The sequence below is a fragment of the Kribbella sp. NPDC051952 genome, from assembly GCF_040680855.1.
GTDB lineage: Bacteria > Actinomycetota > Actinomycetes > Propionibacteriales > Kribbellaceae > Kribbella.
In genome coordinates this window covers 1-24349 of the sequence record NZ_JBFAXQ010000016.1, presented here as the reverse complement: position 1 = coordinate 24349, position 24349 = coordinate 1, and the positions used below count along the sequence as shown (strand labels likewise).

Sequence of the window (24349 nt, the reverse complement as noted above, 5' to 3'; positions counted from 1 at the left end):
CCCCACAAACTTTACTTAATGGTCAGAAGAGCGGTCAAGGCGTTCCACCGCCGCGACCAGCCGGTCGACGTCGGCCTGATCGGTGTACGGCGCGAGGCCTGCGCGGACGGCTCCGGTCAAGCCGATCCCCAGCAGCTTGGCGGGCTCGTAGGCGTAGAACGAGCCGGCCGGGGCATTTACGCCGGCGCGTGCGAGCTGCTCAGCGACGGCCGCCGGCGGGTGGCCTTCGACGGTGAAGAGCAGGGTCGGCGTCCGGCTCGCCGCGTGGCCGTAGAGCGTCAGGCCGGGGATCGCGGCCAGGCGTGACTCGAGGTCGTCCCGCAGCCCGTCCTCGTACTCCTCGACCAGCTGGAGTGACCTGACGAGCCGCTCACGACGGGTGGTCCCGGTGCCACCAAGACCGGCCAGGAAGTCGACGGCCGCGGTCGTTCCGGCCAGCAGCTCGTACGGCAGTGTGCCGAACTCGAAGCGCTCCGGTACGGCGTCCGACGACGGCAGGAGCTTGTCCGGCCGCAGCGTCTCAAGGAGCTCCGGCGCCGCGGTCAGCGTGCCGAGATGCGGCCCGAAGAACTTGTACGGCGAGCAGACGTAGAAGTCGGCGTACGACGTCTCGACCGGCGCGTGCGCGGTCAGATGCACACCGTCGACGTAGATCAGCCCACCGGCCTCGTGGACCTGCTCGGCGATCCGGACAGTGTCCGGACGGGTGCCGAGCAAGTTGGACGCGGCCGTGACGGCGACCAGGCGGGTGCGGTCGGTCAACAGCGGCGCGATGTCGTCCAGCTCGGAGGTCTCGGTGTCGAAACCGATCCACTTCACGGTCGCACCCGCAGCCTCCGCGGCCTGCACCCAGGGCCGGACGTTGGCGTCGTGGTCGAGCCGGCTCACGATGATCTCGTCACCCTCGGACCAGGTCTTCGCGAGCGTCCGGGAGAAGTCGTAGGTCAGCTGGGTCATGCTGCGGCCGAAGACGATCCCGTCCGGTCGGGTGCCGAGAAGATCGGCCATCGCCTGCCGCGCCCCGGCCACGATCTCGTCGGCCCGGCGCTCGGCCGCGGTGAGCTGACCGCGATTCGCGAGCGCCGACGTCATCGTCCGGGACACCGCGTCCGCGACCACCTGCGGAGTCTGCGACCCACCCGGCCCATCGAAGTGCGCCGCCCCTTCGTCGAGTGCTGGGAACTGCTTCCGGACGGCGACGACATCGAAGGCACCCATAGCCGTCATCTTCTCCCGGCTACGACGCCGCTGCCATCGGTTGTCCATTTCTCACGATCACTTGCCCGATCCCGGATAAATATGTCCGGAATGTCCCCCGGGTAGTGCAGGATGTCAGGAGTGAGCACCGTGACGACTACTGACAAGGCCCCGCTGCAGGCCTGGCTCCCCACGATGCTGGCCTTGGCCGCGATCTGGGGATGCAGCTTCCTGTTCATCTCGGTCGGCGTGCGGGAGCTCCCGCCGCTGTATCTGGCCCTCGGACGCGTCGTCGCGGGGTCCGCCGTACTGCTGGCGATCCTGGCGGTGAAGCGCCAGGCACTGCCCCGGGACCCCCGGTTGTGGATGCACTCGTTCGTCCTCGGTGCGATCGGATCGGCCATCCCGTGGACCCTGTTCGGGTACGGCGAGCAGCGCATTCCGTCCCTCCTGGCGGGGATCTGGAACGGGATCACCCCGCTGATCGTGTTGCCGATCGCCGTCCTCGTCTTCCGCACCGAGACGTTCTCGTTGCAGCGGGTGCTCGGGCTGGTGATCGGGTTCGCCGGGATGCTCGTCGTCCTCGGCGCCTGGCACGTCGACGGTGGCGCGGATCTGCTCGGGCAGGCGCTGTGCATGCTCGCGGCGGTCTTCTACGGGATGGCGATCCCCTACCAGAAGCGGTTCATCGCCGGTACCACGTTGTCCGGTACGGCGTTGTCCGCCAGCTTGTTGCTCTGTGCAACGTTCCAGCTCGCGATCGTCGCGCCGATCGTGACCCGGCAGGCGCCGCCCATGCCGTGGACGTTGTCGATCGAGGTCGTGCTGAGCGTGATCGCGCTGGGCGCCCTGGGCAGCGGGCTCGCGTTCGTCCTCAGCCTGCGGAACATCCGGCTGATCGGGGCGAGCCGATCGTCGATGGTCACGTACTTGATGCCGATCTTCTCGATCGTGGTCGGCGTGATCGTGCTGCACGAGCACATCACCTGGTACCAGCCGGTCGGCGGTCTCGTCGTACTGCTCGGGGTCGCGGTGTCGCAGGGGTTGCTGCGCTCGGCCCGGCGGAAGCCGGTCGTCGCGGCGCCGGCTACGACGTAGCGCGGCGGAGGTTCGGGACGGCCGCGATCACCACGGCGGCAAGTGCGAGCACGGTTCCGGCGACGACCTGCAGCGTGACGGCCTTGTCCGCCGCGGGGAGGAACAAGTCGATGAACAGGCTCGCGATCAGCTGACCCGCGATGGTGCCGAGGCCGAGCACGAACACGCCGACCACGCGCACCACGGACGCGGCCGCGCTGATGAAGATCACGCCACACGCGCCACCGAAGTACAGCCAGGGCTCGCTCGGCAAGTGGTGCGGTGCTCCGCGCAGTACGAGGTCGGCGGTGAAGACGATCAGGAGCGCGGCGAACCCGACGACGAAGTTCACGACGCTGGCCGCGACTGCGCCGTACGCGTCTGGTGAGGCGGTGCGCGCGACGCGTCCGTTGATGGCCTGCTGGACCGCGGTGCCGACGCCACCGAGGGCGGGCAGTACGGCGAGGAGCAGGCCGTCGGGGTGACTCAGTTGGTCGGACACCGCGAGTACAACGGCCACGAGCGCGATCAGTGCGCCCACGACTCGGAGCGTGGTGAACTGCTGCGGGCCGGCCGGGCCGAAGCCGAGGCGATCCACGATCAGGCTGCTGACCGCCTGGCCCGCGACGACCGCGACGGTGAAGACCGCGACGCCGATCACGGACACGGTGATCGACTGGGTGGCGACGAGGTAGGCGCCGGCGACTCCGCCGAGACACTGCCACCAGCGCAGGCCGCCGTACCCGCGCGTCGGTTCGCGGATCGTTCGCCAGACCCTGCCGAGCGAACGGCGTACGGCGGGAATCAAAGCGGTCCCGATCAACAGGATCAGCAGGCCGGTGCCGAACGAGATCAGCGCGGCCGCGACACCGTCGCCGAGGACGTTGCCGAGTTCGCCGTTGATCCGGGACTGGACCGCGACCAGCATGCCGATGCCGAAGGCGGCCGTCAGCCCGACGATGTGGTGATGCCGGGTTGACGGCGCTGGCTTGGTAGCGATCGCTGTCACGTCACTATCATGACCGTTCGATCAATTGCGCCTGACAGCAGGTCCCAGATTATGAACGGCGGATCAGTGCCAGGTACATCGCGTCGGTGCCGTGCAGGTGCGGCCACAGCTGTACGTCGGGACCGTCGCCGAGGTCCGGTACGCCGGGGAAGAGTGGGCGGGCGTCCTCGAGAATGGCATCGTCACGGTTGCCGAGTACGGCGTCGACCACGGCGCGGGTCTCGTCCGGATGAGGTGAGCAGGTCACATACGCGATCACGCCGCCCGGGCGGGCCGAGGTGATCGCGGAGTCCAGCAGGTCCTCCTGGAGTGGACGCAGTTCCTTCACGTCTTCCGGCGTACGACGCCAGCGGGCTTCCGGGCGTCGTCTCAGCGCGCCTAGGCCGGTGCACGGCACGTCTGCCAGGACTCGGTCGAACGAGCCGGCCGGCCAGGTCGGCTTGGTGCCGTCGCCGACGAGCACCTTGTGGTCGCCGGGGATCGCGCGCAGGTTGGCTCGGACGAGGTCGGCGCGGTGCTTGAGCGGCTCGACCGCGGTCAGCACGCCATCGCGCTGGTCGACCAGCGCCGCCAGAAGGGCCGACTTCCCGCCCGGTCCGGCGCACAGGTCGAGCCAGGCGGCGTCGGATCCTTCGATCGGCGCGGCGGCCAGGGCAAGCGCGACCAACTGCGAGCCTTCGTCCTGCACACCGGCACGACCGGTCGCGACGGCCTCGATGCGGCCCGGATCGCCCCCACCTTGCAGGACCGCGGCGTACGGCGACCACTGCGCGCGGGTCGCTCCGGCCAGAATCAACTCATCCACATCCGACAAGCCCGGCCGGGCCACCAATGTCACCCGCGGCGGCTCGTTGTCCGCGTCGAGCAGCGCTTCCAGCTCACCGTCCAGGACTCGGTCGAACGCCTCGATCACCCACCGCGGGTGAGCTTTCGCGATCGAGAGGTGACCCAAGCGATCCTCCTCCAGCGACGGCGCCACCGTGGAGATCCACTGGTCGAACGAGCGCTGGCTGATCTTGCGGAGGACCGCGTTGACCAGCCCGCTGCGTTTCTGACCGATCTCGGCGCGGGTGAGCGTGACCATCTCGCTCACCGCCGCATAAGAATCGACCCGCATGCGCAGCAGCTGATGCGCACCCAGCCGGAGCATGTCGAGCAGCTCAGGGTCGAGATCACCCAGCGGCCGGGACACGCTGCGCGCGAGGAAGGCGTCGTACGTGCCCTGCCAACGCAGCGTCCCGTGCACCAGCTCGGTGCAGAACGCGGCATCTCGACCACTCAGCCGAGCGTCGCGGAGCGCCTTGTTCAGGACGAGGTTGGCGTACCCGCTCTCGCCGTTGACCTGCCGGATCACCCGGAAAGCGATCCCACGAACCCGATCCGGCCGACGCTGCGGCGCCCGATTACGCGGTGACCTGTCACTCACAGGGACGGTCCCAACCGATCCTCATCGGCGAGGCGAACGCCACGGGCCCAGTCGGCCGCGGCCATCGGCTTCTTGCCCTGCGGCTGCACGGTCACCAGCTCGACCGCCTTGCTGCCCGTTCCGACCTTCACGCTCGACTTGGTCGCCTGCAGCTCGCCCGGCTTCAGCTCCTCGTCGGTCAGATGCACGGCGAGCACCTTCAACCGCTCGCCCCGGAACATCGTCCACGCACCCGGCGCGGGGTTGCACCCACGCACCAGCCGATCCACACGCTGCGCGGGCGCGGTCAGGTCCAGCTCCGCGTCCTCGACCGTCAGCTTCGGCGCCAGCGTGACCCCGTCGGCCGGCTGCTCCCGCGCCTCGAGTACGCCGGCCTCGATCCCGTCGAGCGTGTCGACCAGCAGCTTCGAACCCGAAACCGCCAACCGGTGCAGCAGGTCACCCGAGGTGTCCTCCGGGCCGATCGGTTCGGTCAGTACGCCGTACACGGGACCGGCGTCGAGCGCCTTCACGATCCGGAACGTGCTCGCACCGGTCACGTCGTCGCCCGAGATGATCGAGTGCTGCACCGGCGCGGCACCACGCCACGCGGGGAGCACCGAGAAGTGCAGGTTGATCCAGCCGTGCGGCGGAATGTCCAGGGCCGCCTGCGGCAACAGGCCGCCGTACGCGACGACCGGGCAGCAGTCCGGCGCGATCTCGGCCAGCCGGGCCAGGAAGTCCGGGTCGCGCGGCTTGACCGGCTTGAGGATCTCGATCCCGCCCAGTTCCTCGGCGTACTGCGCGACCGGTGAGGCGACGAGTTTGCGGCCGCGACCGGCCGGCGCGTCCGGACGGGTGACCACACCGACGAGTTCGTGGCGGCTGGCAACGATCGCCCGGAGGGCGGTGACCGCGGGTTCCGGCGTACCGGCGAAGACGACTCTCACAGACCGAAACCATTCGTTGGGTGGGGTGAGACCTTGATCTGCGGCGGGCCGGCCAGGCCGAACCACTCAGACTCCCGGATCGTCTTCATGGCCTGCTTGCGGGTGTCGGTGTCGAGCCGGTCGACGAACAGGACGCCGTCCAGGTGGTCGGTCTCGTGCTGGATGCAGCGGGCAAGGTGGTCGGATCCCTCGATCACCACGGGGTCGCCGTACATGTTGAAACCCTTGGCGATCACGGACAGCGCGCGGCGGCAGTCGAAGGTCAGCCCAGGGATGGAGAGGCAGCCTTCCGGGCCGAACTGGTCGTCGGCGGACAGCGTCAGCTCCGGGTTGATCAGGTGCCCGAGCTCGCCCTCGACGTGCCACGTGAACACCCGCAGCCCGACCCCGATCTGCGGCGCGGCCAGGCCCGAACCGGGCGCGTCCTGCATCGTGTCGGTCAGGTCCGCGACCAGGCGGCGCAGCTCGGCATCGAAGTCGACGACGGGCGCGGCCTTCGTGTTCAGGACGGGGTCGCCGAACAGGCGGATGGGTTGGATCGACACAGACTCTCCACAACGGTTCCTACGGCGGGGACCGAGCAAGTCTAGTGCGCGCGTGGTGGGGGTCCGGCGTGGAGGCCCACTCGTCATTGTTGCCACAAGCACGTACTGTGTTCTCAGGCGTACCTACAGTCACTACCGTCACACGCCCAACGGGAGACCCAATGCCCACAGCAGCACGGGGGGCAACTCTGATCCTCCTGGGTGCACTTCTGGCCCAGGCGCCTCTGACCGCCGCCGCGTACCAGCCGCGCGATCCGGAGCCGTCCACCCCACCCACCACGTCTGTCCCTTCGGAGCCGGTCAGCACCCCGACTCCCACTCCTACCGAGACCCCGAGTCCCACCGCGACCCCCTCGCCGAGCGCGCCCGTCCCCGAGCAGCCGGCCGCGCGCTCCTGGAGCGAGGTGGTGAAGCAGGTGACCGAGACTTCGCCGGGTGACATGCAGCTGCGCGCGACGGACACGTCCGCGCAGGCCAAGTCGATCATGCGCTGCTTCAAGCTCGACGACGAGAACTACTGCCTCGGGCTCGGCTTCGTCGACCAGGTGCCGACCGGCGCTCAGGTCGAGGCGACCCTCAGCCCGCCGGATATGCACGCGGACGGTGAGACGGGCGTCGAGCAGGACATCTCCACCGGCGACCTGACCCCGGCTGCGTTGGTCGCGCAGCGGGCGGCGATGCCGAAGAGCGTCCGGGTGACCGCGGAGCTCGACGAGATGCAGGCAGCGTGGGACGGACGCGAGAAGGCCCGCGACCTGCGCTTGCTGGCTACCGGGTCGGACACCACGCCTGCGGCGCCGATGCCGACCGCTACCCCCACTCCCAGTACTCCGCCGCGGACTGCACCGACGAAGGGGGTTCCTACGGCGAAGCCGACGGTGACGAAACCGCCGGTGGCGCCGGTGAAGGTGCCGGCCTCGGCGTACATCATGAAGGGGTTCCAGACCTCGCAGGAGAAGGGGTACTGGTGTGGTCCGGCGACGTTCCAGTCGATCGACTGGGCCGACGACAACCAGAAGGACACCCAGGCGTCCTGGGCGAAGGACCTCGGCTCGACCACCGGCGGCACGGCGATCTCCGCAATGGTCCGGCAGACGAACCTGAAGACGGCCTGGCCCAAGGCCGCCGGCACGTACGTCGTGCAGAACGTCTCCGGCTGGAACGCCCAGACGTTCTTCACCGTGCACCAGAAGCACCTCGGCGTGTACAAGGCCCCGGTGATCGAGCACGTCCAGCTGCTCAAGCGGTACTTCCCGTACCTCGCCTTCAACCACAGCGGTCACTACCAGGTCGGCCGCGGCTACGACAAGGCGAACGGGACGATCGCGATCTACGAGGTGTTCAACGAGCGCCGGTTCAACAGCCGCGGCAACGTGACCGACGGTCCGAGGAACATCCCGGCGAGCGCACTCTTCAACGCGACGCTGGCCAACTCCTTCAAGAACATCGGGTTGTAGATGCGTCGTACCACCGTTGCCGTAGGCACCCTGTTCGTCCTGCTCCTGGCCGGCTGCTCGTCGTCGCCCGACGAGTCCGGCCAGGAGACCCCGACCAGCGCGCCACCGAGCACACGTAAACCCTCCGCAACTCCTTCGACAACGCCGTCCACTCCGGGCCCGCCGACCGACTCCGGTACGGCGGTCCCGGCCTGGGCGAAGGTGATGCGGCAACCGGTGGACGGCCAGCACCTGGTCACCCAGCAGAGCAAGTACGTCGTCACCCGGGGCAGTGACGAGGCCGGTATCACCACCGTGCTGAACCGGACCAGCAAGAAGGTCGTGGTCCGGCACGCGCCGGCGGCCGGCTTCGTCGCCCAGTCCCCCGTCGTGATCGACGACCGCTGGGCCCTGATCGAGGACATCAGATCCGACGGTCCCGATCCGCAGATCAAGATCTTCCGCTACGACCTCAGCACCGGCCGCGCCACCGGCCTCGGCGCGCTGCCACCCGTCTCCGAACCCGAGATCGGTGCGTACGACGGAACCTTCGCCTACAGCTCGACCGACGCGAAGAACCGCTCCTGCCTGGTCCTCGCCGACCTCGGGACGCTCAAGTCCCGGACTGTCGCCTGCGTCGCCGCCCCGGGGTACATCGCAGACCCGGTGGTGTCGGCCGACACGGTGACCTTCAGCGAGATCACCGCCCCCGAGACAGCCCGTCGCTGCAAGCGCATACTGACCGCGACTCTGTCCGGCGGCCAACCTCGCGCGGTGCCGGCGGCAACCAACTGTTTGCAGTGGAGCGGCGCCTCCTTGCGCGGGGCAACCGTCTGGTCCGAGGTCGGCCCCACCGACCCGGACCAGTACCAGAGCAAGGCCTACGTCCGCGACTCGGCCGACTCCCCAGCCCGTCCTCTCGGCACCGTCGTCACCGACACGATCCTTGCCTGCGGCAACTGGATTCTCTGGGAGACCCGGACCGTCACCGCCGGCACCGAGTCCTTCCAGATCAACCGCTGGCGACCCGGCCTCCCCAAGCCGCAACGCATCTACACCGCCCCGGCCGGAGCCGCGCTCACTCCCCTCACCTGCCAGAGCAACAAGGTGTACGTCGAAACGGCGTACCTCTCGAGCAGTCCGACGTACACCGAAACCATCTCGGCGGCCGTCGCCTAGGTCGTGTCTGGTGATCCGTCGCCGTAGCGAGCAGGTGCTCGGTGCGGTAGCTCGGCGTGCTGGAGCGAAGGTCTCGATGCGGAGCATCGTGGCCTTTGCGCCAGTGCGGCGAGGTGCCGTGCCGAGTGCCGCGCAGTAGGCGAGGGATTACCAGACACGACCTGGTCAGCGGCGGGCGTGGCGGATCTTCAGCCGTCCGAAGCCCATGGCGCCGGTGAGCCTGATCCGTACGCCGCCACTCCCGGTGGACCGGCGGTTGGGTTTGTAGCGGAGGTCCTTCCAGCCGGTCTTCAGGCCCTCGAGGTCGACGATCGCGTCGGCCGGCAGGGTGAGCTTGGCCCGGCCGGTGCCGAGGTTCAGCACGATGTCGTGGACCGGGTGCTCGAAGACCGCCTGGGACAGGTCGAGGTGGACCCGCCCGAACGCGGACTCGACCTTGAGCGTCCGCGGCACCACCCAGCGACCGCGCCGCTGGATCCGGCCCGTCGCGGCGCCGATCGTGGACGAGGTGCCCGGATCCTCGGCCGGCAGGGCATCGAGAGCCACCTCGAGCTCGGACCGGCGGGTGGCGCTGAGCACCTGGTGCAGGCGCGCATCCATGTCCTCGTGCGAGATGTGCCCACTGGTGAACGCGTCTTGCACACGCTGGACGGCCGTGTCGCGATCGAGGTCCCCGACCATCGGCGAGCGGTCTTCGGGCGGAGTGGTCACTGAATCACTCTAGACCGCGAGGCCCCGCGTCCGGAGCTGTTCGCGCAGGGATGCGGCGCCGGTGAAGAGTTCGGCATCGAGACCGACGACGCGGGCACCGTCGACGTTGTACTGCATGTCGTCGGTGTAGAAGGTGCGGGCCGGATCGAGACCGAACCGGTCGATCAGGATCCGGAAGATCTTCTCCCCCGGCTTGGCGGTCCGCTCGACCCCGGACACGACCTCGCCGTCGAACTGGGTGAGGATCGGGAACGCCTCCTTGGCGACCTCCCACTTCTCCCCGGAGAAGTTCGTCAGCGCGTACGTCGGGATGCCGAGCGCACGCAGTTCGGTGATGACGGCCGCCGTGTCCTCGAACACGCCCTTGACCATCTTCAGCCAGCCGGTGTCGTAGGCCTCGATCCACTCGGCGTGCTGCGGGTGCAGGCCGGTCAGTTCGGCGATCGCCTCGGCCCAGGGCCGGCCCTCGTCCTGCTGGTGGTTCCACGCCGGGGTCGTCACGTTGGTCAGGAAGTGCTTGCGCTGCGCCTCGTCCGGGATCAGGTCGGCGTAAAGGTAGTCCGGACTCCAGTCCAGCAACACCCCACCGATGTCGAACACCACCGCGTCGATCGTCCGCTCAGTCATGTCCGCAACCCTAGTGTCCTGGAGTCCACTAATAGGGGGCGGCGGCCTTCAGGGTGCGGAGGATGGGCACGGTCTCGAGCGCGGTGATGTGTTCGATCGCGCCGAGCCGCTGGGTCAGGTAGGTGTGCAGCGCGTCGGGGCTGGCGCAGAGTGCGTGCGCGACGAGGTTGGTGCGCCCCGTGGTCGCAGCGACGAACGCGAGTTCGTCGTGCTCGGCCAGCGCGCGGGCGACGGACTCGACGTGCGCGGGTGGCACGCAGAGCCACAGCATCGCGCTGGTGGTGACCCCGAGGGCACCCGGGTCGACGTCCACGTCGAAGAAGATCGCGCCGGTGCTCTGCAGCTCCTCGAGCCGCCGGGCAACGGTCGCCGCGGCCCAACCCGTGCGTACGGCGAGATCCGCGAGGGTGGCTCGCCCGTCCTCGCCGAGGGCTTTGAGGAGTTTCGCGTCGTCGGCTCCGAGCGCCCGGACTCCACTGCGGTCTGGCCGCGGGTCGCTCAGGGCGGCTTCCTGAGCCGGGGTGAGGCTTTTGGCCCGACCACGCCAAGCGGTCGGACCACCGACGTACAGGTGGAGGAGGTAGTGGGCCGAGACGGACGTGATGCCGGCGGTGCGCGGGATGTCGTGGAGCAGCAGGGTGTTCCCGTCGCTCGGGGTGGTGTGGACGATGGACATGATCTCGGTGCCGCCCGAGGCCAGCTTGATCCAACTCGTGTCGGGCCGTCGGGACAGTGCGCCCGCAAGATCGCGCGCGGCCTGCGGCGCCGCGGTCAGCCGGACGAGCCAGAGCGAACGGCCCGCCGCCTGCGGATCCGGCAGCCCGGCCACTCGTAGACCGGCCTCCGCGCGGAGCCGGTTGTAGCGACGCGCGACCGTCTGCGTCGACACCCCGAGCACACTCCCGAGCCGGCTGTACGGCGCTCGTCCTTCGAGCTGCAGCGCATGGATCAGGCCCCGGTCGATCTCATCCAGCATAAGAAAATCATCGCGCATCGCCGCTCTGATTGGAAGATTCCTGCAATCTGCTGGTTGCAGATGGAAGCCGATGCGTGGTGAAGCTCATCGTGCTCGTATGACGACTTCGAAGCGATGGGTGGGCCTGATCGCCCTGCTGGTGGCGGAGGCGATGAACCTCCTCGACGCCACGATCGTCCAGGTCGCGGCGCCGGTGATCCACACCGACCTCGGCGGCCGGACCTCGGACATCCAGTGGTTCAGTGCGGCGTACACCTTGCCGTTCGCGGCACTGCTGATCACCGGCGGGCGGCTCGGCGATCTGTTCGGGCGGCGCCGGATGTTCCGGATCGGCGTGACCGGGTTCGTCCTGGCGTCGACCGCGTGCGCGCTGGCGCCACAGGCCGGCGTACTGATCGGGGCGCGGGCGGTTCAGGGCGTCACGGCCGCGTTGATCATCCCGCAGACGATCGGGCTGATCCGATCGAGTTTCAGTGGACCCGAGCTGCCCAAGGCGCTCGGCACGATCGGGCCGGTGATGGGCCTCGCGGGGATCTCCGGACCGTTGCTGGGCGGGTTCATCACGGACGTCAGTTCGTGGCGCGTGGTGTTCCTGGTCAACGTTCCGTTGGGGCTCGCCGTACTGGGGCTGGCTCACATCCTGCCTGAGTCCAAGTCGGCTGCGCGGGTCGATCTGGTCGGCAGCGTGCTGCTCGTGGCAGGCACGGCTTTGATCGTCTACCCGATCCTGCAGTCGACCGACTGGTGGTTGCTTCCGGCCGGGGTCGCGGTCCTGGGTCTTTGCCTGCTGCAACAAAGGCGGCGGCAGGACGGGCGGCTGATCGAGACGAGCCTGTTCGCACACCGTGGGTTCGGTCCGGCGCTGATCACGTCGGCGTTGTTCTTCGCGGTGATGAGTGGCCTGACGTTGGTCGTCGTACTGCATCAGCAGCTCACCCTGCACCACGGCGTGATGCGCTCCAGTCTGACGCTGCTCCCCTGGTCCGCCGTCTCCGGGATCGCTTCCCTGGTCGCGGGTCAGTGGCTGGTCGGCCGCCTGGGATCCAAGCTCATGTACATCGGACTCGGCGTACTCCTGGTTGGCGTCGGGGTGGCGCCGTACGCGCTGCTGCCTGCGCTGGCCGTGGGTGGTGCCGGTGTCGGATTGTTCACAACCGCCTTCTTCACCGAGGCGTTGCACCGGGTGCAACCGCACGAGACCGGATCAGCGGCAGGGTTGCTGAACGCGGTGCAGCAGTTCGGCGGGACGCTCGGGGTCGCCGGGTTCGGCAGTGTGTTCCTGCATCACCCGGCGACGATCGACCGAGCCTTCTGGGTTGCGGCCGGGGTCGTCGTGGTGACCCTCGGTTCCGCTCACCTCATGCGGTCGCCGCGTTCGCCGCGGCTCGGGCGTGCAGTGCCGGAGCCAGCGAGTACTGCCCGATGAAGATCACCACACCGAGCAGGGCGCAGCCGATCCAGGTGACGGTCGGGCCGAAGTGCTCGAGGGCATTGGTCCCGGCCAGCGGGCCGATCACGGTCCCGACACCGAACGCCATCCCACCCAGCCCCATGTAGCGGCCGCGCAGGTCGACCGGAGCGAGGTCGGCCGACACCGCGCCGATCGTCGCGGCGAACCCGATCTCGCCGATCGTCCACACCACCACGGACAGCCCGTAGCCCCACCAGTTGTGTACGACGGCACCCACGCCGAACCCGAGTCCGACCACCAGCATCGAGACGGCCAGCAGCTTGGGTCGATCGACCTTCGCGAACCACCGCCCGAGGATCGGCTGGATCAGCACGATCACCACCCCGTTGAGCGCGATCACCAGTCCGTAGGTCTGCGGCGGCAGGCCGTCGCCGGCCATCGCCAGTGGCAGGGTCGAGTACCCCTGGAAGTAGATGGTCGCGTAGCCGACCTGGATCAGGATCATCATCAGGAACACGGTGTCGCGCAGAACGACGGGCAGCAGCGCCCGGTGCGGAGTGTCCTCGTCCGGCGCCGGGCGGCTCTCCGGGACCATCGCCCAGATCACGGCGCCCGCGATGATCGACGTACCGGCATTGAGCCAGAACAGCAGGCCGTAGCCGAGGTGCGCGAGGACGCCTGCGCTCACGGTCGAGACGGAGAAGCCGAGGTTGATCGCCCAGAACAGCAGGCCGTACGCACGGACCCGTTCGCCCGGCTTGAGCATGTCGGCGACGGTCGCCTGCACGGCGGGGCGGAACAGGTCGCCGAGCAGGCCGACCAGGAACGCCGCCACCCAGATCATCGCCATCGATCGGGCCGACCCGAGCAGGATGAGGGCCGCCGCCGTACCGAAGAAGCAGATCAGCATCGTCAACCGGCGCCCGACCCGGTCGGCGAGCCAGCCGCCGACGAGCTGCGCGACCACACTTCCGGCGCCGACCGCGGCCGCGACGGCACCCGCCGTACCGGCGGAGAGGTGACGGTCGTGGGTCAGATAGAGGACCAGGAACGGCTGCACGAAGCTGCCGAGCCGGTTGACCAGTTGGCACACCCAGAGCGCCCAGAAGGCCCGGGGCAGAGCGGTCGGCGTCGGGGCATCGACAGCGGCAGCAGCGGTCATGGTGACAACTCTCGGACGCTTCGCGGTCAAAGTCGATGATTAGTCCTGTGCCTAATCAGTTAGAGTGTGGAGGTGATCACGATCAGGCTGAATGCGGACGATGTGGGGCGGATCCGGTTCGCGCTGTCGCCGGTGTGGGAGGCCGTGACGAGCGTGCGGGCGTTGAGCAACAACACCGCGCGGAGTGTGCACGGGCCATGGCTGCAGAAGGTGCGGCCGATCATCGATGGTCCGGACCTGATGTTGCTGAAGGCATTGATTCCGGCGTACGGATATATCCCCGACTTCCTCACGCCGGCTCCGCCGCGACGGTCGACCAGCCTGGAGTCCGGTCTGGCCGCGATCTCGGCGACGCCGCATCACCTCGTCGTGAGCGAGATCGGCAAGCTGCACCGGAACAACCCGCACCCGATGCTGCCGGACCTGATCGCGCACCCTGCCAAGGCCCTCGAGCTGATCACGTCGGCGCTGGAGACGTACTGGCGGCGTGCGATCGAGCCCGACTGGCGGCGGATGCGCGCGCTTCTGCAGGAGGATCTGGCGTTCCGGCTGGATGAACTGGCCAGTGGCGGCATCGAGCGGCTGTTCCGCAACCTTCATCCGTCCGTGCGGTTCAGCACCGACCGGATCGAGATCGACCGCCCGTACTCGTGCGACGGCGAACCGCTCGGTGGACAGGGTCTCCTGCTGGTGCCGTGCGTGTTCTCCTGGCCGAGCGGCCTGTCCGTCTCCGAGGCGCCGCACGTGCCGACGATCACGTATCCGCCGCGCGGGCTCGGGCGCCTGTGGGAGGACCGACAGGACACCACGGACTCACCACTCGCCGACCTCGTCGGCCGCACCCGCGCCGCGATCGTCAGTCACCTGGATCTGCCGATGTCGACGACACATCTGGCCCATCAGCTCGGGGTGTCGGCTCCGACGTTGAGCGTGCATCTGAGCATCCTGCGGAACTCCGGCGTGGTCGACTCACGCCGCGACGGGCGCGCGGTGCTCTACTACCGCACGAACCTGGGCACCCAACTCCTCACCGCCTCCACTCCCCTGGCGAGCACCGCCTAGTCCTCTTGACAAGCGCTGCGGCGGTCGGCGAGATTGGCGTCACGGCGCCGACCGGTCGCCGAGCTGTGGAGCATCCACCCCAGCGGGGGTTCCATCGGCGAAGGGGATCTGCCCTCTCGGTCGCAGTTGTCAGCAGGCCATCTCTCAACACCACGTCGCTGGGGGCGAGGGTGTCCAGAGGAGGCTTGTCATGACCAGGGACGGCAACTTCAAGAAGGTAGTCCGGCGTCACGCCGCGGAGACGGGGCAGCGCTACACCGACGCGCTGACCGATCTCGAGGGTCTCGGGACCCGCATGGACCACCAGCCAGTGGCCGAGCGACTGCTCGCCCACCTGCGGAATCACTACGGCATCGACGCCGTCGCGGCGACGAAGGTCAGTGTGCACAAGACCTACGTCTTCCGGATCGACAGGAACGACGGCGACGCCTGGATCGCGCGGGCGTTCCCGCCGGCTCGTCCGCGGACCGGCGTCGAGGGCGATGCCGCGATCTTGCGATTCCTGCAGCAGCACGACTATCCCGCGGAGCGACTCGCGGTCGACGACGCTGTATCCGACTTCGACGGCAGCTCGGTCCTCGTGACCCGGTACGTCGACGGCCCGCCGCTTCCCGAGGGTGCCGAGAAGTTCGCGATCATGGGTGACCTGCTCGGACGGCTGCATGCGCTGCCGTACGACGAGTCCGCCGGCCGCCCCGGTGGGGCAAGCGGCGAAGACCCCAGCCGTGAGGGTGCCCCACGGCAGGACCTGCTGGCCGGCCTGGCCTTTCTCGACGCGGTGGACACGAAAGTGAAGCCTTCCGACCGCGAGCGGTTCGAGCGACTCCGGGACCAGGTGCGCTCGGCCGACGACGGTGACGGCCTTCCGGAGGGCCTGCTGCACGGCAACCTGCTGCACGCCCCCGATCATGCGATCGGCGGCGAAAGCGGGCCGGTGGCAATCAATTGGAAGGCGTCCGGGCGCGGACCACGCCTCGCCGACCTCGCCTATCTGATCTGGGGCACCGGACACTGGCACCCGTCGAGACGCCCCAACCAGGAGTGGATCGACGCGGTCGTCAACGCCTACCGCGAACACCTCGAGCCGACCGACGACGAGCTCGACCGGCTCGAGGCGATGATGTACATCCGGACGCTGTACCTGGTCTGTTTCAGCTACCGGCGAGCGGTCAGCAACGACGTGCCGTTCGACGAGTGGTGGTTCATCGAGCCGTCGGAGTACTTCGCCGCCACCGCAGCGGCCACCAGAGCCGCGTTCCGCAGGTAGACGGGGTCCTCAGCCGAAGCTCGGTGGGTCTACCTGAGTCCGGACCGAGCCCGGGTTCTTCTTGGCTGCGCGGGTGGACTGGGCTTCTTTGAGCGCTCGGACCAGGGCTTGGCCGTGCGCTCGAGGAGTTCGGACAACGGCTCGGACCGTTTCGTCGTCGAGGTCCACCGGGCCCAGGACCTCCAGGCCGGAGGTGGTGGGAAGGAGCTCGCGGAGGCGGGAGATGAGGTCGGCGACGGCCTCGGAGGGGCCGGTCAGCTCGGCCAGTTTGGCAGCGGGTGCCAGCCGTGCGGACCGGCGCTCTTCGATCTCGCGGGTTGCATAGCCTTCGGGACTCCACCGGACGACTGCCTGCAGCGGTAGCGCGGACGGGTCACCGACCAGAATGACCGTCCCGGACGGGCGGACCAGGGCCGCCGCGTTGAACCAGCGGCGGACCGCCTCCTCGGGTGCGCGGAGGTCCTGACGGGCCAGCATCAGCCAGGTGTCGAGCAGCAGCGCTGCGCTGTATCCGCCTTCCGCGACCGGTTCGGCTCCCGGTGTGGTGACGATCAGCGCCGGCTTGTCCGGTACGTCGTCGAGCATGTTGTCGCCCCCCGACGTACGCACAAGGACGCCAGGAAACGCTCGCCCCAATTCTTCCGCCGTACGACGTGCGCCGACAACGGCGGCGCGCATCCGGGTGTCGCCGCACTCCGGGCAGCGGTGGTCGGTGGCCGGTCGCCCGCACACACTGCAGCTCGCCGGGCCTGATCCACCAGTACGACGCAACGTCCCACCACACGTGGAACACCGCGAAGGCGCGCGGCACGTCTGACACACCAAGCTCGGCAGATACCCGGCCCGCGGCACCTGCACCAACACGGGCCCAGACCGCAGCCCATCACGCGCGATCTCGAACGCCCGGTGCGGCAAGCGAGCCGCCCGAGCCCCCGGATCGCGGGCCAGATCCGTGTCCGACTCCCCCGCGATATGCACCGCCGGAGCCGCCGCCCGGATCACCGACCGATCGGCGATCAGCTCATGCGCGAACCCGGATTCGATCAGCGCCGCCGCCTCCGCGGACCGCGCGAACCCACCGAGCAACGCAGCACAGTTCTGCCGGAAAGCCCTGAGCAGCAACACTTCTCGCGCATGCGGGTACGGCGCCCGCGGTTCGGCGTACGAATCATCGCCGTCGTCCCACAGTGCGACCAGCCCAAGATCCGCCACCGGCGCGAACGCGGCCGCTCGAGTCCCGATCACCACTCGCGTGCACCCGCGCAGCGCGGCGAGAAATGCCCGGTAGCGTGCCGTCGGCCCGAGGTCCGCCGAGAGCGTGACAAACCCCGTCTCCCCGAGCACCGCCGTACAGGCCTTCGCCAACCGCTCGAGATCCCGCGCATCGGGCGCAAGCAGCAAGGCACCCCGACCCGACGCCGCACACACCGCCGCGGCCTGCGCGAACGCAAGCGCCCAGTCAGCCCCCGGTACGGCGGTCCAGATCGCGCGCGGCGCCTCCGAACGAGCTACCGCATCCAAGAACCCACCGGGGTACGCCGACCACTCAGAACGCGACGTGGACAGGGGAGGCGGCGCAGGCTGGTTGCAGCGCAGAGCCTCGCCCTCGACCTTCGCGTGTCGAGGCGGGATCGCCAACCGGGTGACGTCCGCGAAGACCCCGGCGTACCGGTCGGCGACAGCACGGCACAGGTCGGCGATCTCCGGCGTCAGCACCTGCTCGGGTGAGACGACCTTGCGGATCCGGACCAGCTTGCCTTCGTGGTCAGTGGATTCGAGCCGTTCGAGCACGAATCCGTCCAGATCCTTGCCGGCGAACCGAACCTTCACCCGGGCGCCGGGCTGGGCGGCATCGGCCAGGTCGTCGGGCACCAGGTAGTCGAACGCCCGGTCGAGATGCGGCAGCGAGACGTCGACCGCGACCCGCGCGATCGGCAGCGCCGACGTGATCCCGGCCGGCTCCTTGGTCCGGGACTTGCGAACGGTGTCCCGCAACAGCGTCAGCTGCTCCGGCGAGTCCCCGTTCGATGTCACCGGGAAACTCTAGTCCGCCGCGACGACACTGCGTGGGACGCCGCGACCCGGCTGTGGACAACTGCCACAGCCGGGTCGTCGGGGTTCGCCGTACTACTGGTTGACCGCCTACTGGTTGACCGCGGCCTTGAGGGCCTCGACGCGGTCGGTGCGCTCCCAGGTGAAGTCCTCGCCGGTGCGACCGAAGTGGCCGTTGCGGGCGGTCTGGGCGTAGATCGGCCGGAGCAGCTCCAGGTCGCGGATGATCGCGGCCGGCCGCAGGTCGAAGACCTCACGGACCGCGTCGGTGATCTTGTCGACCGCAACGGTCTCGGTGCCGAACGTGTCCACGTAGAAACCGACCGGCGCAGCCTTGCCGATCGCGTACGCGACCTGGCACTCGACCCGGTCGGCCAGCCCGGCGGCGACGATGTTCTTGGCCACCCAGCGCATCGCGTACGCCGCCGACCGGTCCACCTTGGACGGGTCCTTGCCGGAGAACGCGCCACCACCGTGCCGCGCCATCCCGCCGTAGGTGTCGATGATGATCTTGCGGCCGGTCAGTCCGGCGTCACCCATCGGGCCGCCGACCTCGAACCGGCCGGTCGGGTTCACCAGCAGCTTGTAGCCGGTCGCGTCGATGTCGAACTGCTCGAGCACCGGGTCGACCACGTGCTTCTTGATGTCCGGCGTCAGCATCGAGTCGAGGCTGATGTCGGCAGCGTGCTGGCTCGACACCACGACCGTGTCGATCCGGACCGCCTTGTCACCGTCGTACTCGACCGTGACCTGGGTCTTGCCGTCCGGCCGCAGGTACGCGAGCGTGCCGTTCTTGCGGACCTCGGACAGCCGCTCCGACAGCCGGTGCGCGATCGTGATCGGCAGCGGCATCAGCTCCGGCGTCTCGTTCGACGCGTAGCCGAACATGAGTCCCTGGTCGCCTGCCCCCTGCAGGTCCAGCGCGTCGACCGACGCGTCCGAGCGCGTCTCGTACGCCGTGTCGACACCCTGCGCGATGTCCGGTGACTGGCTCCCGATGGCGACCTGCACCCCACAGGACGCACCATCGAAGCCCTTCAGCGATGAGTCGTAGCCGATCTCGAGGATGCGCGACCGCACGATCCCCGGAATGTCGACGTACGCCGTCGTGGTCACCTCACCCGCGACGACGACCAGACCCGTGGTGATCAGGGTCTCGACCGCCACGCGGCTCTTCGGGTCCTCGGCCAGCAACGCGTCGAGGATGGAGTCGCTGATCTGGTCAGCGATCTTGTCCGGGTGACCCTCGGTCACGGACTCGGACGTGAAAAGGTGCCTCGCCACAAGTTCTCCTCGGATTGCTCTTGTGCCGCGCGACCACGACGAGTCACAGCCGCGCGATCCCCCCATGCACCGGCGGTTGGCGATGCATCTTGGGAAGTATGCCAGCAGTTTCCCCCGGAGTCCCGGTAACGCTCCGAATTCATCCACAATCCGAGACTCTTGATCACATCTTGGATTCCGGTCCAGATTTCAGGCGTGGGCGCCGACCGTCACCTCGCCCAGGGTGAGCGATGGTGTGCACGACAGGATCGCAGCCAACCGGTCCACCTCGACCTCCAGCAGCTTGCGCCGGCGCCGGTTCAGCGGCCGGATCGCCTCGACGGTGACGTGCAGTGTGCGACCCGCCTTCTTGTGGTGCCAGACACCGGCGACGATGCCGTCGACGAGGAGCAGTGGATAGTTGCCGGCCTGGCCGCGGGCTGTTGCTCGGGCGAAGGCCTTGCCGGGGAAGAGGAGTTCGCGCGGGTAGCTGCCGACGCCGTACGCATCGAAGTACGGCAGCAGCCGGACGCCTTCCACCTTCTCGTCCGGAAGCTCATCATCACCGCGGGCATACCAAACGGTATGTCCTGCTAGTTCGGCCTGCGGGAGGTCCTCGAAGTACGGCTTGACGAACGTCGGGGTGGTGTTGAGCCAGCGGGCGAAGTGCTGCGGGGTGGCAGGGCCGTAGGCGTAGAGGTAGCGGTGCAGGAGTTCGGTGAGTGCCTCGTTCCCCGGCGTCGGCTCGAAGGGCTTGAAGCGATGCGGATTCGAGTACGTCGTGAGCCGACCGCGGGTCGGTCCGTAGCAGAGGACACCGGCGTTGGCCGCGCGCGAGATCGCCTGCCGCCAGCGCGGCCAGTAGCCCTGGAACGCGGGCATGACCAGATCACCGGCCCACGACCCAGTCCGCCGTACGACCTCCTCGCTGAGCTCGTCGACAGTCAGGTCGTCATGGGTGAGCGCATCGCCGATCGCGGCGATCACGTCCGCCGTCTGCTCCGACGTCATCCGCATCATCTCGGGCGCCTTAGCCCCCGTCGGCAACGCGGACAGCGCGCCGGTCCACAACGGCAAGTCGTCAAGCGGCAGCAAATGCACAGTCCCCCGAGGCCCAAACGTCTTCACCAGCCCATCAGCCCGCTGCACACTCTCCCGCGTCGCCCCCGCCACCCTCAGCGCGACAGACAACTCCCCCGCCACCAGGATCTGCGCATGCGCCCCACACATTGCCCGTACGACGTCAACGGCCGTCGCACCCGGCTCACTCAGAAAATGCCGCCGCACCCGCCGCCCAACCACGGCGTCCCACCTGATCTCCATCCCCAGACGCTAACGCGAGAAGAGGACAGAACCTGACCGCGTCCCCCACCACTCCACACCCATCCCCCCACACTCGAGGGGATATCCCCGCAACGTGCCCCTTCTCCCCCTCCCACACCACCACAGAACCGACCACCCGACCGGATATCCCCCCGACAAACCCCATCTCCCCCTCCCACACCACCACAGAACCGACCACCCGACCGGATATCCCCGCGACGTACCCCTTCTCCCTCTCTCACACGACCACAGAACCGACTACATGAGGGGATGTCCGCTCATGTGCCGGTGGGTGTGGGTGTGCATGCGGGAGAGGTTGGGGGCGGGCGTTGCGGGGGTGAGGTGGAGGTGGGGGTCAGTGCCAGTGGCTGGCGACCAGGTTCCAGATGACGCCGGCCAGGGCGTCTTTGCTGCCGGAGGGGACCGGGAGGGCGGTGCCTTCGCGGTCGAGGATTACTGCTTCGTTGTTGTCGCTGCCGAAGACCTTGCCGCCGGAGACGTCGTTCACGACGAGGAGGTCGCAGCCCTTGCGTTCCAGCTTGGCCCGGCCCAACTCGAGCACGCTGTGCTCGGCGTCGCCGGTTTCCGCGGCGAAGCCGACGATCACCTGGTCGGCGCGGGAGCGGTCGTGCGAGATGGTCTGGAGGATGTCCGGGTTCTGCACCAGGTTGACCGCGGGGACCGAGCCGTCGGCGGTCTTCTTGATCTTGTGTTCGGCCACATCGGCCGGCCGGAAGTCCGCGGGAGCGGCCGCCATCACGATCGCGTCCGCGTCACCCGCGCGGCCGGTGATCTCGTCGTACAGGTCTCGCGTGCTCGTCACCGGGACGACGTGGACCCCGGCAGGATCCGGTAGCTCGGAGTTGGCGGCAACCAGCGTGACCTTCGCGCCTCGGGCGGCCGCGATCCGGGCGAGGGCGTACCCCTGCTTGCCGGACGACGAGTTGCCGAGATACCGGACCGGGTCGAGGTGTTCGCGCGTCCCGCCGGCGCTGATCAGCACGTCCTTGCCGGTCAGGTCGGCGACCGACTGACCCGCGGCGCGTGCGGCCTCGTCGGCGAGCATCAACTGGCTGATCGCGAAGATCTCGGACGGCTCCGGCAACCGACCGCGGCCCGTATCGGCGCCGGTCAGGCGCCCGACGGCGGGGTCGAGAACGGTGATCCCACGGGACCGCAGCGTCGCGACGTTCGCCTGCGTGGCCGGGTGCTCCCACATCTCCGTGTGCATCGCGGCCGCGAACAGGATCGGGCACCGCGCGGTCAGCAGCGTATTGGTGAGCAGATCGTCAGCCAGGCCGTGAGCAGCCTTGGCGATCAGGTTGGCAGTCGCCGGAGCGACAACCACGAGCTCAGCCGCCTTGCCGATCCGGACGTGCGGAACTTCTTCCACGTTGTCGAACGGATCCGCCGTCACCGGCTGCCCGGACAGCGCAGCCCAGGTCGCCGCACCAACAAACTCCAGCGCAGCCTCCGTCGGCACCACCCGGACGCTGTGGCCCGACTCGGTCAACCGCCGAAGCAGATCACAGACCTTGTACGCCGCGATGCCGCCACCGACCCCGAGGACGACATTGGGGTGACGCTTAGCGGCGGGAACGACAGATTCCCCTGGGCCCGCATGGGTCCCAGGGGTCTGAAGCTCACCGGATCCGGACATCGAAGGACTCCGTTCCCGGTCGTGGGGCTACTCGGACTTCTTCTCCGCGGCGGCGGCGGCTTCCGCCTCGGCCTCGGGGTCGATGTCGGTGCAGGTCAGCACGCCCTCGTTGATCTCACGCATAGCGATCGACAGCGGCTTCTCCTGCACGTGCGTCTCGACCAGCGGTCCGACGTACTCCAGCAGGCCCTCGCCGAGCTGCGAGTAGTAGGCGTTGATCTGCCGCGCCCGCTTGGCCGAGTACAGCACGAGCTTGTACTTGGAGTCGGTGTGGGTGAGCAGGTCGTCGATCGGCGGAGAGGTGATGCCGATGGCGACAGGCTGGTTGCCAGACAAGGTCAGCTCTTTCCAGAGATGGAGGGTGATCGAATCAACTTTACCAACTGATCAGCGGCTTCCCGAACCGACGCGTTCACGATCGTCACGTCGAACTCCTTCTCGGCCGCCAGTTCGAGGGTGGCGGTCTCCAGCCGGCGCTCCCGCTCCTCGGCTGTTTCGGTCCCCCGGCCGACCAGACGGCGTACGAGCTCGTCCCAGCTCGGCGGGGCCAGGAAGACGAACTGAGCCTCCGGCATCGTCTCGCGGACCTGGCGGGCGCCCTGGAGGTCGATCTCCAGCAGCGCGGGCCGGCCTTCGGCGAGCTTGTCGAGCACCTGCTGCTTCGGCGTACCGTACCGGGCCGCTTTGTGGACCACGGCCCACTCGAGCAGCTCGCCGGCGGCGATCATCCGGTCGAACTCGTCGTCGGAGACGAACAGGTAGTGCACACCGTGCACCTCGGTCGGCCGCGGCTTGCGGGTCGTCGCCGACACCGAGATCCAGATGTCCGGGAACCGCTCGCGGATATCGGCCGCGACCGTGCCCTTCCCGACCGCGGTCGGGCCGGCCAGCACGGTCAGCCGCGCGGGCGCGCGTCCGGCGGCCTCGGCCGGGGTCGCGTCCTCGGGAGTGGTCGGGTGCTCTGGGTACGTGGTCATCGTCACACCAGTGTCCAACGAGCCGGACCGGGTTTCGGTTCGGCTCACGGTCTCGGTTGTGCTCACTCGGCGAATTCGCGCTCGAGCGCGGCGATCTGGTTCGAGCCGAGGCCGCGCACCCGCCGCGTCTCCGAGATCCCCGCCCGCGCCATGATCTGCTGGGCGCGGACCTTGCCCACGCCGGGGATGCACTGCAGCAGCGCACTGACCCGCATCTTGCCGATCACGTCGTTCTTCTGTCCCTCGTGGAGCACCTCCGTCGGAGACGCTCCCGAATGCCGGATCCGGTTCTTGATCTCGGCTCGTTCACGCCGCGCCGCCGCGGCCTTGTCCAGAGCCGCCGCTCGCTGCTCCGGGGTCAAAGAAGGAAGTGGCACCGTTTCACCTGTCCCGTTGTATGGCTTCGCAAGGGAACCTAACACGGGTCCAGCCCCTGGTCCGGTGGTGGCTGAGCGGAGTCGGAAATTGGAACGATCAGACGATCAGTTCAGTGCTGGTACGTCGACCTTGCAGGAGTCCTTCGCGTGGGTCGTGATGGCCTTGTACGCCGTCATCACCGCGCCGGTCTGCTTGCTCAGCTTGGCCAGCTCGACCCGGTCCGAGGCCGCCTTCTCGGCCTTCTCGGCGAACGTCGCCACGACCGCCCAGTCGTCCTTCACCTCGTCCGGTGCGGAGTCCTTGAGCTTCTTCGCGTCGTCCAGGATCTTCACGTAGTCGGCCGGCTTCTGCGGGTCCACATTCACCGCACTGGCGGCGTACTTGGCCAGATCGACGCAGTAGGCCTGGTCGTCGGTGCAGGCGGTCAGTCCGGCGGCGCCGACGATCACAGTCGCGATGGTGGCGGCGATGGTGGAGGTGGTGCGCTTCACAGCTTCATCCTCGGGGGTCGGGGTCCACGGGGGTGTTGGGGCCGAGGCTACCGGGAGTGAGCAAACTATCCGGAACGAATACGTTCCGCTTCCGGGCGCCCCTCTCACCAGGAGAGTTCGAGCCGCGGGCACCAGGTCGCGATAGACGTCCTCGTGATCACGATGGAAGCGGGTCAGCTCGCCGGCGATCG

23 protein-coding genes are annotated in these 24349 nt (G+C 68.6%); 6 read left to right on the top strand and 17 right to left on the bottom strand.

Going from position 1 to position 24349, the window contains the following annotated elements:
* Positions 1–15: 15 nt before the first annotated feature.
* The gene (locus AB0L70_RS26995) at positions 16–1218 is read right to left on the bottom strand and encodes a cysteine desulfurase-like protein (protein ID WP_363688847.1); all 1203 of its coding nucleotides are present in this window, start codon (positions 1216–1218) and stop codon (positions 16–18) included.
* Between the two features lie 129 nt (positions 1219–1347).
* Here AB0L70_RS26995 and AB0L70_RS26990 point away from each other — a divergent pair, with 129 nt between their 5' ends.
* Positions 1348–2295 (top strand): DMT family transporter, encoded by a 948-nt coding sequence (locus tag AB0L70_RS26990; RefSeq protein WP_363688845.1) that lies wholly within the window; start codon positions 1348–1350, stop codon positions 2293–2295.
* Here AB0L70_RS26990 and AB0L70_RS26985 read toward each other — a convergent pair.
* The 4 genes from AB0L70_RS26985 to def are packed head-to-tail and all read right to left on the bottom strand — an operon-like array spanning position 2285 to position 6183.
* Complete coding sequence (locus AB0L70_RS26985) at positions 2285–3283, bottom strand: DMT family transporter (protein WP_363688843.1); 999 nt, start codon at positions 3281–3283, stop codon at positions 2285–2287. The genes AB0L70_RS26990 and AB0L70_RS26985 overlap by 11 nt on opposite strands.
* A gap of 49 nt (positions 3284–3332) precedes the next feature.
* Positions 3333–4709 (bottom strand): transcription antitermination factor NusB, encoded by a 1377-nt coding sequence (locus tag AB0L70_RS26980; RefSeq protein ID WP_363688841.1) that lies wholly within the window; start codon positions 4707–4709, stop codon positions 3333–3335.
* Entirely contained in the window at positions 4706–5638 is a 933-nt protein-coding gene (gene fmt / locus AB0L70_RS26975) for a methionyl-tRNA formyltransferase (RefSeq protein WP_363688839.1), read from the bottom strand. The genes AB0L70_RS26980 and fmt overlap by 4 nt, the downstream gene beginning before the upstream one ends.
* Positions 5635–6183 carry a peptide deformylase gene (gene def, locus AB0L70_RS26970; RefSeq protein ID WP_363688837.1) on the bottom strand — a complete coding sequence of 183 codons (549 nt, stop codon included), beginning with the start codon at positions 6181–6183 and terminating at the stop codon, positions 5635–5637. Before def ends, fmt begins: the two co-directional genes overlap by 4 nt.
* Positions 6184–6344: 161 nt before the next feature.
* Here def and AB0L70_RS26965 point away from each other — a divergent pair, with 161 nt between their 5' ends.
* Both AB0L70_RS26965 and AB0L70_RS26960 read left to right on the top strand, forming a co-directional pair.
* On the top strand, positions 6345–7640 hold the full coding sequence (locus tag AB0L70_RS26965; protein WP_363688835.1) for a C39 family peptidase: 1296 nt from the start codon (positions 6345–6347) through the stop codon (positions 7638–7640).
* The gene (locus AB0L70_RS26960; RefSeq protein WP_363688833.1) at positions 7641–8798 is read left to right on the top strand and encodes a hypothetical protein; all 1158 of its coding nucleotides are present in this window, start codon (positions 7641–7643) and stop codon (positions 8796–8798) included.
* Positions 8799–8963: 165 nt separating this feature from the next.
* Here the strand turns inward: AB0L70_RS26960 and AB0L70_RS26955 are convergent, their stop codons facing one another.
* From AB0L70_RS26955 to AB0L70_RS26945, 3 genes are read right to left on the bottom strand one after another with little or no spacing between them, the layout of a single operon-like run.
* Complete coding sequence (locus AB0L70_RS26955; RefSeq protein ID WP_363688831.1) at positions 8964–9509, bottom strand: DUF1707 domain-containing protein; 546 nt, start codon at positions 9507–9509, stop codon at positions 8964–8966.
* 9 nt (positions 9510–9518) lie between these two features.
* Positions 9519–10136 (bottom strand): HAD family phosphatase, encoded by a 618-nt coding sequence (locus AB0L70_RS26950; protein WP_363688829.1) that lies wholly within the window; start codon positions 10134–10136, stop codon positions 9519–9521.
* A gap of 28 nt (positions 10137–10164) precedes the next feature.
* Positions 10165–11112, bottom strand: coding sequence for an Lrp/AsnC family transcriptional regulator (locus AB0L70_RS26945; RefSeq protein WP_363688827.1), 948 nt, complete (start codon positions 11110–11112; stop codon positions 10165–10167).
* Positions 11113–11209: 97 nt separating this feature from the next.
* Here AB0L70_RS26945 and AB0L70_RS26940 point away from each other — a divergent pair, with 97 nt between their 5' ends.
* The gene (locus tag AB0L70_RS26940) at positions 11210–12538 is read left to right on the top strand and encodes an MFS transporter (protein WP_363688825.1); all 1329 of its coding nucleotides are present in this window, start codon (positions 11210–11212) and stop codon (positions 12536–12538) included.
* Here AB0L70_RS26940 and AB0L70_RS26935 read toward each other — a convergent pair.
* Positions 12471–13685 (bottom strand): MFS transporter, encoded by a 1215-nt coding sequence (locus tag AB0L70_RS26935; RefSeq protein ID WP_363688823.1) that lies wholly within the window; start codon positions 13683–13685, stop codon positions 12471–12473. The two genes, AB0L70_RS26940 and AB0L70_RS26935, sit on opposite strands and share 68 nt — an antisense overlap.
* A 72-nt stretch (positions 13686–13757) precedes the next feature.
* Between AB0L70_RS26935 and AB0L70_RS26930 the strand changes: the two genes are divergently transcribed.
* Both AB0L70_RS26930 and AB0L70_RS26925 read left to right on the top strand, forming a co-directional pair.
* On the top strand, positions 13758–14747 hold the full coding sequence (locus tag AB0L70_RS26930) for a helix-turn-helix domain-containing protein (protein WP_363688821.1): 990 nt from the start codon (positions 13758–13760) through the stop codon (positions 14745–14747).
* 190 nt (positions 14748–14937) lie between these two features.
* Entirely contained in the window at positions 14938–16014 is a 1077-nt protein-coding gene (locus AB0L70_RS26925) for an aminoglycoside phosphotransferase (protein ID WP_363688819.1), read from the top strand.
* Positions 16015–16023: 9 nt separating this feature from the next.
* On the opposite strand, the gene AB0L70_RS26920 is transcribed toward AB0L70_RS26925, so the two are convergent.
* The 8 genes from AB0L70_RS26920 to AB0L70_RS26885 all read right to left on the bottom strand — a co-directional run bounded on the left by AB0L70_RS26920 (position 16024) and on the right by AB0L70_RS26885 (position 24158).
* A complete protein-coding gene (locus AB0L70_RS26920; RefSeq protein ID WP_363688817.1) occupies positions 16024–18048 on the bottom strand; it encodes a primosomal protein N' in 2025 nt (674 codons plus the stop codon).
* Between the two features lie 108 nt (positions 18049–18156).
* A complete protein-coding gene (metK, locus tag AB0L70_RS26915; protein WP_363688815.1) occupies positions 18157–19350 on the bottom strand; it encodes a methionine adenosyltransferase in 1194 nt (397 codons plus the stop codon).
* 189 nt (positions 19351–19539) lie between these two features.
* Positions 19540–20652, bottom strand: coding sequence for a winged helix DNA-binding domain-containing protein (locus tag AB0L70_RS26910; protein ID WP_363688813.1), 1113 nt, complete (start codon positions 20650–20652; stop codon positions 19540–19542).
* Between the two features lie 355 nt (positions 20653–21007).
* On the bottom strand, positions 21008–22312 hold the full coding sequence (coaBC, locus tag AB0L70_RS26905) for a bifunctional phosphopantothenoylcysteine decarboxylase/phosphopantothenate--cysteine ligase CoaBC (protein ID WP_363688811.1): 1305 nt from the start codon (positions 22310–22312) through the stop codon (positions 21008–21010).
* A 27-nt stretch (positions 22313–22339) separates the two neighbouring features.
* Positions 22340–22648, bottom strand: a complete 309-nt coding sequence (gene rpoZ, locus AB0L70_RS26900; RefSeq protein ID WP_363688809.1) for a DNA-directed RNA polymerase subunit omega — start codon at positions 22646–22648, stop codon at positions 22340–22342.
* Positions 22649–22650: 2 nt separating this feature from the next.
* Positions 22651–23289 carry a guanylate kinase gene (gene gmk / locus AB0L70_RS26895; protein ID WP_363688807.1) on the bottom strand — a complete coding sequence of 213 codons (639 nt, stop codon included), beginning with the start codon at positions 23287–23289 and terminating at the stop codon, positions 22651–22653.
* Positions 23290–23351: 62 nt separating this feature from the next.
* Complete coding sequence (gene mihF / locus AB0L70_RS26890; RefSeq protein ID WP_363688804.1) at positions 23352–23666, bottom strand: integration host factor, actinobacterial type; 315 nt, start codon at positions 23664–23666, stop codon at positions 23352–23354.
* Positions 23667–23771: 105 nt separating this feature from the next.
* The gene (locus AB0L70_RS26885) at positions 23772–24158 is read right to left on the bottom strand and encodes a hypothetical protein (RefSeq protein ID WP_363688802.1); all 387 of its coding nucleotides are present in this window, start codon (positions 24156–24158) and stop codon (positions 23772–23774) included.
* Positions 24159–24349: the final 191 nt, after the last annotated feature.